12 protein-coding genes are annotated in these 13,120 nt (G+C 39.6%); all 12 read right to left on the bottom strand.

The features are described 5' to 3' along the window. Positions 1-67 precede the first annotated feature (67 nt). On the bottom strand, positions 68-1,060 hold the full coding sequence (locus F6K37_RS00500) for a glycosyltransferase family 2 protein (RefSeq protein ID WP_071107470.1): 993 nt from the start codon (positions 1,058-1,060) through the stop codon (positions 68-70). 124 nt (positions 1,061-1,184) lie between these two features. Continuing rightward, positions 1,185-2,753: a glycosyltransferase family 39 protein gene (locus F6K37_RS00495; RefSeq protein ID WP_287247469.1), complete on the bottom strand. Its 1,569-nt coding sequence runs from the start codon at positions 2,751-2,753 to the stop codon at positions 1,185-1,187. 146 nt (positions 2,754-2,899) lie between these two features. Next, positions 2,900-3,343 carry a class I SAM-dependent methyltransferase gene (locus F6K37_RS00490; RefSeq protein WP_287247503.1) on the bottom strand — a complete coding sequence of 148 codons (444 nt, stop codon included), beginning with the start codon at positions 3,341-3,343 and terminating at the stop codon, positions 2,900-2,902. Between the two features lie 294 nt (positions 3,344-3,637). Further along, positions 3,638-4,501, bottom strand: a complete 864-nt coding sequence (locus tag F6K37_RS00485) for an FkbM family methyltransferase (protein WP_287247467.1) — start codon at positions 4,499-4,501, stop codon at positions 3,638-3,640. A gap of 613 nt (positions 4,502-5,114) precedes the next feature. Beyond that, positions 5,115-5,393, bottom strand: a complete 279-nt coding sequence (locus F6K37_RS00480) for a hypothetical protein (protein WP_287247466.1) — start codon at positions 5,391-5,393, stop codon at positions 5,115-5,117. 213 nt (positions 5,394-5,606) lie between these two features. Then, the gene (locus F6K37_RS00475; RefSeq protein WP_287247464.1) at positions 5,607-7,250 is read right to left on the bottom strand and encodes a glycosyltransferase family protein; all 1,644 of its coding nucleotides are present in this window, start codon (positions 7,248-7,250) and stop codon (positions 5,607-5,609) included. Between the two features lie 69 nt (positions 7,251-7,319). After that, complete coding sequence (kdsB, locus tag F6K37_RS00470; protein ID WP_071107466.1) at positions 7,320-8,054, bottom strand: 3-deoxy-manno-octulosonate cytidylyltransferase; 735 nt, start codon at positions 8,052-8,054, stop codon at positions 7,320-7,322. Positions 8,055-8,479: 425 nt separating this feature from the next. Continuing rightward, positions 8,480-9,115: a hypothetical protein gene (locus tag F6K37_RS00465; protein WP_287247462.1), complete on the bottom strand. Its 636-nt coding sequence runs from the start codon at positions 9,113-9,115 to the stop codon at positions 8,480-8,482. Between the two features lie 65 nt (positions 9,116-9,180). Further along, on the bottom strand, positions 9,181-10,137 hold the full coding sequence (locus F6K37_RS00460) for a carbohydrate-binding protein (protein WP_287247460.1): 957 nt from the start codon (positions 10,135-10,137) through the stop codon (positions 9,181-9,183). Between the two features lie 63 nt (positions 10,138-10,200). Further along, positions 10,201-11,184: a KpsF/GutQ family sugar-phosphate isomerase gene (locus tag F6K37_RS00455; protein WP_202970744.1), complete on the bottom strand. Its 984-nt coding sequence runs from the start codon at positions 11,182-11,184 to the stop codon at positions 10,201-10,203. Between the two features lie 355 nt (positions 11,185-11,539). Beyond that, positions 11,540-12,373 carry a glycosyltransferase gene (locus tag F6K37_RS00450; protein WP_287247457.1) on the bottom strand — a complete coding sequence of 278 codons (834 nt, stop codon included), beginning with the start codon at positions 12,371-12,373 and terminating at the stop codon, positions 11,540-11,542. 27 nt (positions 12,374-12,400) lie between these two features. Beyond that, the gene (locus F6K37_RS00445; protein WP_287247455.1) at positions 12,401-13,105 is read right to left on the bottom strand and encodes an acyltransferase; all 705 of its coding nucleotides are present in this window, start codon (positions 13,103-13,105) and stop codon (positions 12,401-12,403) included. Between the last annotated feature and the right edge of the window lie 15 nt (positions 13,106-13,120).

Here is a 13,120-nt window from a genome sequence, read left to right as displayed (position 1 = left end):
TAATAGTAAATTTAACAGTGAATTATATCATATATAATACCGTAATTATAACCTATTTTTATATTATTTATTTTTTTGAGGAAATAACTTGATCATTTAGTGAATATGTTTTTGGTAAACCGTAGAGTTCACGAACTAGATAAATCGGTCTTTGTTTCGATTCTTCAAAGATGCGACCAATGTATTCACCAATTATACCTAGTGTCAGCAATTGCACTCCTCCTAAAAAAAGTATGACTACCATTAATGAGGCGTAGCCAGGAAGATCAATCCCAAACAGTAACGTACGAACTATTAGGAAAGCAGCATAGAGGAATCCAGCTATAGAAAGGATGAGACCGACATAACTCCAAACCTTTAAAGGCAGGAGACTAAATGATGTAATACCATCAATGGCAAAATTCCAAAGTCGCCAATAGTTCCACTTAGTGATTCCATCATAACGTGGAGGGCGATCGTAGAGTATAGAAGTTTGCTTAAAACCAACCCAAGCAAATATCCCTTTCATAAAACGGGTTCGTTCTGGCATTTGCTTGACAGCATCAACTACACGCCGATCAAGCAAACGAAAATCTCCAGTATTGGAGGGAATTTGCACATGGCTTATTTGACCAATCACTCGGTAGAAAAAATTGGCAGTAAAACGCTTAGCCCAAGTGTCTCCCTGACGAGAACGGCGTGTTGCATAAACAACATCGTAGCCCTCACGCCATTTGTTAATCATCTCCCCCATGATTTCAGGCGGATCTTGGAGATCTGCATCAATTGGTATAATGGCTGCACCACTAGCAAAATCGATACCAGCACTTAGAGCAGCCTCTTTACCAAAATTACGAGATAGATTGATAACCTTAATTACAGGATTTGAGTAATGGTGCTGGAGCAGTAACTTTAGCGTGTTATCCTTGCTGCCATCGTTGATACAAACAATCTCATAGTTGATGTTGAGATTGTCTAGCCCTATCGTAAGGCGTTCAAACAGGTAATCAATGTTGGACTCTTCATTATAAAGAGGAATCACAACGGAAATTTCGATATCGTCTTCTGAGTTAGAGAACATAATAAGCAACCTATAATCGCCATTGTATAACAATACAATTATCGTTTATTTTGTTGATATATCACATAAACAACGGATATATATTAAATATGTTTTATAAAGATATTATCAATATTATTGGAAGTTATTTTATTTTTGTAATAAAAAAAAGTTGTTTTTTATAGGCAGAATCTATCCTGTATTTTTGCTCAATTTTATGCTTAAATGATTCTGGCGTCTTATATAAAAAAACATCCTGGAATTCCTCAGGAATAGTAGGTTGGTTAGGCTCGATAACTAGCTGAAGTTTGACCTTGGGATCTAGTAAATGACTCAATTCCATGATGTCACCAAAGGTACCACCGCCATTTTTGGAGGCTTCACCGCTAACTACTAATGGCATATTTGCTCGATTAATAATCTCCGCGATTTTTTGATTATCACTGCGACTAGGTCTCACTGATTGAATAGCACCAGACAAAACTCCTGCTGCCATGATTGTTATGGTAATTATTCGCAAATGCTTCCGCTGCAAAAATTTTATTTTCGTGGAAGTGAACTGAGTAGAAAGAAAGTAAGCAACGGCGAGTTGGCATCCTAAGTAAGACGGAACGAAATAACGAGCGTTAGTTGAACGTATTCCACCAGACACTAAATCTGGAAGAGCTAGACTCAGTGAAATTGGTATGATTAAGGTGACAACAAATAGCCATATTTGCTTGGGGGTGTGTCGGCACAGAACATAAATTGAGTACCCCACTAGAATTGCCATAGCAAAGGCTAGCAAGGTTTTCAGAGATTCTGGAAGCCAAAATTGGGTTTTAAAAAAGACGGATTGAAGATTGAAAATCCAACTTTTTACTAAAGTGTTTACCGGCAGTGACATATCCATCCAGGCTGTTACTTCCTTTAGTTTGTCCAGATGGGTCAAAATCACCAGAAGCCAGGGCGAGAACGCCACAACTGAAACAAATGATGTTAATAAGTAAGCAACAGCTTTCTGACTTAGCCGAAATCCCTCATTGACAGCCACGTAAATTCCATGACCAAATAAGACAAAGACAGAAAATACAGCAGAATAGAGCGATAGTATTGTAGTTACTGTATAAATCACCCATGCAGATTTTGTTCCTAACCTCATTGCCCGCAGCAGTGACACGCTCATTAGTAAAGTCGTAACTGCCCACAAACCGTACTCCCGTATTTCTTGTGCATAGTACACATGGAAAGGAGAGATAGCTACTAATCCCATCGCTATCCATGCTGTCAAATAGGACTTAAAAAGTTCCAGACAAAGCCAGTAGATACAAGGGAGTGCCAACAGGCTGATTAAGACAGGTAAGCTTCTGTTGATGCTTACAGAATCCCCTAACCACTGAAACCAAAACCGTGCTATTAAAAAGTAGATGGGCGGATGATGTTGATCTTCTGTTACCAGCCCATTGAGAGTGTCAAAAAATTTTTTTTCATGATTAACACTTTGATACTGTCTTAGTTCTTCAACTCCAATTATGTGACCCGTAAATACTTGTTGAATTACCTCCGGTACCGTATAACCAGAAATTCTTAGTAAGGTGTAAGTCTCATCATGCCAATAAGCTCTTGTTTCAAGATTACAAAATCTAAAAAATACCCCTAATATCAATAAAAAGATAATCAGTAATTTTAACCAATTTGGTGGAAGTATCAACCTGGTTTTGATGATTTTATTCATATAACATATCTCATCATATATTATTTATGTTTAATAAAAATTATTTGATATTTTTTATATTATAGTATCATTATGACCTAGATTTAACTGTGGTTTATGTTATACCTATATACAGGTATACAGGTATAAAAATACTTTATTAAAACCTATTTACCTATACATTTTTTGATAAATTGCTTGACAGCATTATGGTAATTTAGCCTGATAGCCTTGAAATAGCCTGCTCTGATAGTTTTGTCTTTGATCAGATGCATAAACTTGAGAAGTTTAGTTATAAATGATACATTATTGTTTAATCTTAAAAATTCCATGGGTTTCCCCCCCATTTTGCGATCATACCAAGACAACAACATGCCTTGCTTTAGAAACATAAATGGTGTCAGCCCATCATATTTAGCATTTGCTGCTAGATGGGTAGGTAGATTAGGATTCACCTTTCTAAATGCCTCGGTGATCAGTGCAATGCCATTTGGTTTTAGCATGGAGTGTATATCTCCAATAGCAGCAAATGGATCACTCAGATGCTCTAGCACTTCAAAGGATAAGACTACGTCATATTGACTAGATAGACATTGGTTGTAATCACTTATAATAGTTATAGATTCATCTAATAAACCATAATTAGCAAACCGTACTTATGCTACAAACCAGTGACGAGACACGGTATTAGACACGGTAAGGGCGATGGATATCTCGCGAGATAGGTACGTCCCTTTCCATGTCCCGCCGTGTCCAATACCATTTCCTACCCATGGGTCAACCTCTCTCAAAACCGTTGTTTTATTACGCTCAGTTCAATAATCCAGTTAACTGTGAATCTACACTTAGGAGTCTAGCTTATTTTGCCACCCTAGAAAAAAATCGTAGAAACCGCTCAGATAGCCTTATCCCTTAATCACCTTTTTCGAGGCTTTGTACAAAAAACCCCTAATTCTCTTGAGGCATTGAGAGCGAGATATTTTCCATCTTAGAAAATAGTACCAATACCTTATCCGCCAAAGAACACTAGGTCTTCTCGCTAGCATGTATTCGTCTTGTTTCTTAGCATGGATATCTTTCCAACCTAATCCATCAGATAAGAGAGTGCGGAAAAGACTTTCTGAATTAACCCATTCGCCAGCCACATCTTCACCAAATGGTCCAGCTGAGTGATAGGGGAATGAATACACTTCTTCTCCAGTAGTTGTACTTATCGGCCAATTATGATATGTTGTTGCAACACTCGAACCATTAACAATTTTAAAGGCATCGTAATTTCCAAGGCTCGCCAATAAAATAAACACTTCAATAGAATGCGATTCAGCGGAAATGTACTTAGGTCGAATGTCATTATTTAAAAGTGATCGAAGGATCACATGGTCATAATGCTCGATATCGATCTTGACGTAATAGGGATATCCGTGTTCGTAAAAGAGCTGATTGACAGTTTTTCCAGGTAGGAAGACTTTTTCGTAGTTTTCAGGTTTATGTGTGGGAGCAGGAAACTGGCTTAGCACATGTTTAGTTTTATGTATGTAGAAGGGAACGCTTGTAACTTCATTAGCTGCTGTCAGAACACAATTCTCAATAACTAGTTTCTGTTGTTGAATCTCGAGTGCGAATCGTTTCTGCATTTGTTCACAAAGGATCGGATTGGCCTCGACAGCAATAACGATATCGGCTTTCTTCAAATAATAAGGGACATCATCTCCGTTATTAGCACCGATATCATAAATAATTTTTTTGTTCCCATTTGTAATTGAAGTCATTACTCGCTATTTATTTATATCCTTTACGGTTCACACTTCAATATACTTTATATTAACGATACTATCAGGATATTTTGATGGCGGAATACATTTTGCTCTGTCTCTAACTTGAGGATATTTACTTTGCCAACTTATTCTTTATAATAGTTTTTTAGTCTCGGTATTTAATTCTCTAATGAATCTCAGGTAAATACCCATTTTTATTGATTTTATATAATTATATCTTATTATGTCAAAAATAGGTAATTAATTTTGTGCACCTGCTTATTAAGTTTATTGACTTATTATGCTGAGGGGGTGACCTGACCCCTAAAAAGCTTAGTATATAAGGCTTTGATGTCAATGATATCATGGAAGATACAGTCCCAAATTAACCCTCGATTCATTTTATGGAAGCTCAAAACCTTATAACTACGTCCAAGGTCGCGCCCAAAACAGAATGTATATTTTTGTAACTTATGGGCTAAAATTATTACTGGGTAATAATTTCAGCTTGCATGTCACCCCCCCAGCTTATTATGACGAATAATTTATTTGGTTATCACTACTTATTTAGACAGCATATACCCTGTGAAATTTTAAGTACAGAATCTTGGTTATTTGTCAAAAAAAATTAGATGCGTTTGCCCTGATTACCGCTACCGTCACCTAGCATGAGAATTTTGATTTGCTTAGGATCTAATCCCCACTTTTCAGTGTATAAGCTGATTCGGTTTAGTGCTGACTCAGTCCATTTTTGTCGAGCAGGGTTTATCCAGAAAACAAGGGTTTCAAAGATAAATCCATAGCTCTCGCGGTAGAGTTGCTCCATATGTTCGTCATAGTGGTGGGGTGTTACCTGGAAGACAGGTATATCCTGTAGGACATTCCAGCCCAGATTCATACCTTCCATCCATACTCTGTGTCTAACTTATTGCTCCGATAAATCTGTAAATTTAGTAATTTCATTAACGATATCTTCAAAGGATAAAGGAATATGTGATGCTATGTCTAATTTCATGATTACTAGAATTTTTTGATGACGTTTTAAACTAACTTTTTTATTATTTAAATACTACTTACTTTTATATCTAAATAATTCAGGATTGAATTATTTTTTAATTAATCATGAATTTCTGATTAACGTCTTTGTCCAGTTCACTAATGGCAGGGAGGACAATCCCTGACTTACCTTGGCCTTAAAACTCAGCTTGGGTACAAACAGTTTTGGTGTAGACTTTACTAAGTGAGCTTGAGAAGGTCTAGTCAGTTTTTGGTAAACCAAACAGGCTCCTACTCCTAACTGATGGTGGGAATTAGCTGCACAAATTCTGATCGGTAATAAACCAGACCATCTTGCTAGTATGCTTAACATTACTTTTGTGAAAATTGTAGCTTTTCCTACCACTAATAAAAATCCCGATTCAGGGAGTTGTGGTTCAATCTCTACCAGAAGCTCCTTGATAGATAGCAGCTTATCCGGCAAATCCACCATTACCATCTGAAATTGTTTGCCCCCTGTCAGCTCTAAAGGCAGACTTTGTAGCTGAACCTGGTCTTTAACCTCAACCTTGGAGCACCAAGTTTTGACATCTGCTAAAGCTTCTGTAGTATTAGCATAAGTAATATCTAACCGTGGCAAGTCTGCTAAATCTGACAGTAGCTCTTTATTTCTACCTTTCCAGTAGAGAAGTTTGATTCGAGAGTTAAGCCGATGGATTTCTTGAATCAGCTCGTAAATTTTTAAACGAATGACAAATTTTTTTTCGTCTATCGGCTGATTAATGTGCCGCACCCGTGTGTCATGTTCTAAACGGAAAGGCGGCTCAATCTCACCCTGTAAGATGTAGCGGTAGAACTTTTGCTGTATTGCTTGTTGACTGTAGCAATCTATCAGCTTTTGATGAGCTGCTATAGCAATTTTTTCTGCTTGCTCAGGATGCTTTAGATAAAACTCAATCTTATTCAGCAGCTCATTTTCACTATCATAGCACTCTAGGTGAACCCCTTCTTCAAATAGAGAAAATAAACCTGACTGAGGACTGAGACGGTCTGTTAGTAGAAAACCTCCTGCCATGAGTACCTCAAAAATCCGGCGATTTGTATCTCCATTTAAACCACAATTCAATACTATCCGGGACTTACTGTAGTCCTCTAAGGATTCAAGATATGGTTTGCGACTGATATCAATTTTGACGCCATTATCCTGCAGGAACTTTAGTAGGTTGCTGCGGTAGACGTGCAGTGATGACTGAGAACCTCGGAAAATAATATCGTAGGATTTGGCTTCCTTCTTCTGAGGAACATAGTGGTCAATGACAGGAGTTCCTGGTAACCAGAAGACATTTTTCAGACCTGCTTCCACAAAGAAATGTAAATGTTGAACCCCCTGATAGACCCAATGGTAATCACAGTCAAAGCTTTGGCAGTATCTAATGATGCCACTTAGAGACCCATCACCCCAGTGAAAAGTATCCCCAATTTTCATGACTTTTGGACATGTTAATTTATCAAGTCCTCGCGGCATGAAGTGTATATTCCTGGCAGACATCTGCACTAGATCAGGATAGAAATCACTGGGTAATTTATCTAAAATAATATCAATAGAGAATTCTCCCATTGGGACGGGAATAGCTTTACCTGCCTTTACAGCCTCTGGCGGTGGATTAGGGCAAGCAGTTAATAGTTGAGGGTCATTTTCTCTTAATCGATTCAGATTGAACTGAGAAATTGATACAGGACCAGAAATAATACGTAGTTCCTTAATCATTAAGGTAGTGCCACAAATTGAGAGGTTGTCATAGAATCAGCTACTTTTTGAGCCAAAGCCTTTAGAGTGCTATGCAGTTGGTGCCATAATCAAGGCTTGAGCCTGCACTAAATCCTCAGGGGTATTAATCTCCAAAACTGCCCTTTCAGTAAGACACACCCGAATCGCAAATCCATGTTCCAGTACTCGCAACTGCTCTAAGCCTTCACACTCCTCTAGGAGTGTGGGTGACAGTTGAGCATATTTGCTCAGGAAATCTCGCTCAAAAGCATAGAGTCCGAGATGGTGAAATACAGGTGCATCTCCAGAATTACGGAAGTAAGGAATGGGAGCGCGGGAAAAGTAGAGGGCGTGACTTTTGCGATCGCATACGACCTTGACTGAGTTAGGGTCTTGATAGTTTGTTGCCATATCCAGAGGACAAGCAAGAGTCGTCATTGCAGGAAACTCCCCTTTGAGATAGGGACTTACCAGCTGGGTCAGCATCTGAGCAGTAACAAAAGGTTGGTCTCCTTGGACATTGGCTATTGCCGTCATTTCCGGATAACGTTGAGCTACTTCTGCAACCCGGTCAGTACCAGTAGCATGGTCTGAGCGAGTCATTTCTACCTCTCCCCCAAACTTCCCCACACAATCCGCAACTAATTCAGAGTCAGTGGCAACTACCACCTTAGTGAAATCAGGACAACGTTTAGCTGCTTCATAAACCCTCTGCACCATTGGGCGATCGCCAATCATTGCCAAGGGTTTGCCAGGAAAACGAGTTGAATCATAGCGAGCAGGAATAACGGCAAGAATATTCATAAACTAAGTTACCTAACGGGTGATATAATGACTGTTATTAAATTTATCAGTAGCTTTTTTTAACTCTCGTAAAGACGAGAAATAACTGGAGTATTGCCACAGGTTTGGGCGTAAAATAAATTATCGAAAAATATACTTTATAGCTTTCAAATCTACCAATATCTCTTACCCAAAACAAAGACTTGATTATGAGTCCGAGACCGCAGTTGCTGATTATGGGTATGATTTCGCCCCCCTAACCCCCCAATACTGGGGGGAAGGAAACTCTCAAAGTCCCGCGCCGCCCAATACTGGTGGGAATTAGCGGATGCTTCGATTTTTTACAGATGGGGATTTAGGAGGCAGTAGCCAAATAATACAAATAAATTCATACTTAAATTCAGCAACGCCTTATGATCTATTTGTAAATGCTATAGCTAAGTCTACTAAACCAGGGTGAAAGCATCAGACGTGATAGTTGTTGCTTGCACCCGATTTAGTAAAGCTAACTGTTCACCACCATTGATAATCCAGGTATCATTGCTATTGGAACCAGTACCTTGAGTGATTGTCAGCTGCTCCCACCTTAAACCACCAGATAGTGCCAGCCAATCTTCACCAACTACAAAATCAGTAATGGTCTTAGTTCCCTCTCCTGGGGCTAAGACAAATATGTCGTCACTAGCACCTCCAGTTAGTAGGTCATTACCACCACCACCATTAATGATATTGACATCTCCATCACCTATTAAAATATCGTCATAAGGTGAGCCAATCATGTTTTCAATATCATTAAGAGTATCTTCACCACTATTAGTATTCAGAATGCTGTTGTACCAAACATCAGCAACCTTTCCATAACCTTCTACATTGGGGTGAACACCATCTGGCAAATCACTGGGCACTAAGGCACTGTAAACATCGACAAAAGTTACGTTTTTGTCTTCCTCGACCTTGTCACTGACAATATCGGGTATAGATAAATTAAAATCTATGCCCTGCTGTTGTTGTGCTGGAGTTGGAATAAAATCACTGTCCGGTTGCTCTGGATTTGTACCAAATGGTGGGATTGAGCTTACCAAAAGCTCTGTATCTGGTAACTGATTAGTAATCTGATCAATGAGATTACTAAGCCGTAATGGTGCTGTTAATGATCGTCACCTTTGAGTATGTCATTGGTGCCGATCATTAACAGCACCATATCTGGCTGATAAGTGTTTAACCAACCATTAACATTATTGGCAATATCACGAATTCTCCATCCCCCAAATCCCGCATTGTCTTTATCAAAGCCATCGGGTCCAGTAGACTGGGGGCCAACAAAATCTATGTTGAAACTATCATCGACTAATAAATTCCACAAATCATCACGGTAAGCTGCTGTATCTCCCCAATCCCGACCAGGCAAGCCGAAGGTGTTGGAATCACCTAGGGGCATAATCTTAAACGGCGTGTCAGGTGAAGTGGCAAATTTGTGAGTGACGATATCAGTTTCTAGGTTGGCAATGATAGAGCCGTTTGCCTGAACATAAGTTATAGTATCAATTCCGTTGCCCCCATTAAACGTGTTGTTACCTGTACCACCATTAATTACGTTACCGAAGTTGACAGTTGGTGGGTCTAGTTCAGGCTCAGCCTCAGGAGTTGGGGTCACAGATGGTGAGACCGGAATCAAATCAAGGTAGTTGATATTGAAGCCCCCACTCAGTACATCCAGGCGCAATTGATGAGTCCCGGCACTGAGGCTGAGCACTTGGGAAGACTCGATCGTCTGCCAAGTTCTCCAGCCACCAGTGTTGCCCAAATTCACACTAGCCTGTTCTCCGTCTAGACTGACTTGGAAGCTATGATTGCCATTGAGTGCAGAAGCCACACGAGCTTCGAGTTGATAAGTCCCGGAACTGGGAATGGTGACCTCATAGGTCAGCCATTCTCCTGACTCAATCCAACCCACCAGCGGCGTGCCATCTACATCGCCGCTGTCAGAAATATCCACATCCTCAAAGCGATACTCTCCACCATTGTTGCCAGGGTCAAGATCGTAATAAGCTACCCCTTGACCACCAGTATTGTAGTCTTCTGCTTCGATGCGAACAGAGTTCATAACCTACTCCTAATAATTTTTATTTCCTATTACACGAGTAGGTAGATGCTTCTTCAAGCTTGCTCAAAGTATACCACTTTGAGCAATGTCATGGAGTCTAAGTAAGCCAATACAGCGTTTGTGTTTATCCACCACCGGCAACACGGAGATTTGAGAAGTCCGATTTTCCATAAGCTGTAAGGCATCGTAAGCCAGTTGGTCAGGTTGAACCATTACCGGATTGGGAGTCATAATTGCTACTGCCTTGAGGTGTTCTAGCTCCGTTGGCTTGATTTTGGCAATCGAACGTCGTAAATCACCGTCAGTAATAATTCCGAAAAGTTCACCCTTATCGTCAACTACATTGACTGCTCCCAAACTGCCTTTAGTGATAGCACCAACAATTTCAATCCAGCTGGCTTGAGGGGAAATCACAGGGTTGTCTTGGTCTTTGTGCATTAAGTCTGCGACTCTCAAAGTCAGGCGCTTACCCAAACGTCCTGCCGGATGATTCAGAGCAAAATCTTCTGGCGTTAGCCCCTTAATTGGCATTAGTGTCATTGCCAAAGCATCTCCAATTGCCAGAGCAACCGTTGTGCTGGTAGTTGGAGCAAGATTAAAAGGACACACTTCTTGATCAACGGAAGCATCAAGCACAACATCTGCATTGCGAGCAAGAGTAGAGTTCAGGTTGCCCACAATCGCAATAATCGGTAATTGCCGACGCTTGAGGTAAGGCATTACAGCCACAAGCTCATCGGTTTCACCACTGTTGCTCAAAGTCACAACCACATCTGAAGAGGTGACGCTCCCTAAGTCACCGTGCATAGCATCCCCTGGATGTAGATAGGTTGCTAGAGTCCCCGTACTCGTCAAGGTAGCAGCAATTTTACGCCCTACAATTCCTGACTTGCCAACTCCCACCAATACCACTTTACCTCGACAATTAGCTAAAAGCTCAACAGCTTGCTCAACTTCCTGAGGTTGAAGTCGATTGGCAGCTAGAGTAATTGCATCAGCTTCTATTTTTAGCCTTTCAACAACCTGTGAAAAGCAAGTTTTTTCCATTAGGAACTGCATATATCTGTCTATAATTGGGGTAATATAAGTAGATATACCCTAAACTAAATGATTTAATTTTTATCTCCTTAAATTCCCCATACATAAGTCGATTATAGGCTATTTTATTGGAGTTTTAAGTAACTTAAAACCGTAAGTATTCAGCTATCAGCTATCAGCTATCAGCTATCAGCTATCAGCTATCAGCTATCAGCTATCAGCTATCAGCTATCAGCTTTTGAATAACATAGGCATTCGTCACAGCGTCGAAGCCTGTGCCACAAACTAGAAGCCTGTGCCACAAAGCTGTTCGCGTAGCGTGAGCTAAAAGCTCACGGCTGACCGCTGACCGCTGAATGCTTACTTAAAACCAACTAGTTTTTTTAACGGATTTAATCGCCCTTTTTAAAGAAGCTATTTCCCGAGCCATAGTTGAGAAATTTCCCTCTAGTAAATCACGCCTGACGTAGGAACGAACAAGGCTTAAATCAATATCAGTTTGGGTTATATAACCGCAATCCCTAGCTTCGTTAAAGTACTGAAACCATAGATCTCCATAGGGATGATTGGTATACTTCCAGGGTTGAGTGTAGAGGTTCGTATAGTGGATTAAATTCGTATCTTTGTCATAGTAATCAAAGACATTCCAAAGGGGGTCTAGTTCTCCGATCTGGTAATTGTGATGAGCAAGAAAAGCAGGACTCATACGGGCAAGGTCAGGGTAAGAATACAGACCTTGCTCAATTTCGTCGTAGTAGGTTTCTAAATCAAAGTTGCATTTTTGACAATCGATCAGCATTACGCTCAAGCCCCAAAGGTCTTTAGCTTCACTGCTATAAGCTCTTTTTGCCAGGAAATCACAGCCATTCAAAGGTGTGTCTAATAGTTCACCAATATCAGTAAAACAGATAGTATCTGAGTCAATATAAATAGCTTTACCTTGATAGTTACAGAGTTGTGGAATCAAATATCGATAGAGACTAAACTCAGTTGTATTCCGATATTTAACTCTTAAGGACATGGGAGCGAGATAAGGCTGATCATCATTAAGTTCAATAGCATTGTGGGTGCCATTGAAAACATAAATATCCAGTTCCCTATGGCTATGCTTACGAAGAGAGTAAATTGAGACTTTCCTCTCCAGTAGACTCGCTTCGCCAGATCCGATAAATACTCGCACACGCTCTTGATTTTTCATGGCTAATTTTCATAATAGTGCTAGGAATTATTTATTAGTAATAATTTGATTAGATAAATCTATTTGACTTTGACTAGTCTTGGAAAAAACTTGATCCTGTTTACTCTCTTTAGGTTCACCACGTTTACGAATAACCTTGCCTGGTACTCCTACAACTACGGAGTAAGGCTCAACACTCTTGGTTAAAACTGTCCCAGCACCGATGACAGAACCTTTACCTATTCTGCAACCATCAAGGATTCTTACTCCCGCTCCTATCCAAACATCATCTTCTATAATGACACCTTTCTTAGTAGACGGTTGAAGGTCGATAGGCGTATCAAGATCATCAAAGGTATAGTTTGAAGTAACAATTACAGTATGGGTAGCGATTCTGACCCAGTTTCCTATAACTAAGTCACCTGCACCATAAAGAAAACAGAAAGGGTTGACACTACAGTCACTACCAATTTTTATCTTACCCTGTGCAGATATGAGCATTGCTGAACTTCGGATAATTGAGCGATCGCCAATATGAATAGCAGAGTCTTCCAAATTACATTTAAGAGTTACATTATTTTCTACAATGACTCGATTTCCCAGAAATAATTTATTTAAATTATTTTTGATTACGCTTTTGCCTATATAACAGTCTTCCCCAAGATTTCCCAGGTTTTTACGGTAATAGTTTTGTCTTAGTTGTTTTTTATAATTATTCCGTAAATTACGAATTAACTTAAATAAGTTATACATCTATTATAATGGTTA

Source organism: Moorena sp. SIO4E2, from assembly GCF_010671945.1.
GTDB lineage: Bacteria > Cyanobacteriota > Cyanobacteriia > Cyanobacteriales > Coleofasciculaceae > Moorena > Moorena producens.
This window is presented reverse-complemented; position numbering and strand designations above follow the sequence as displayed.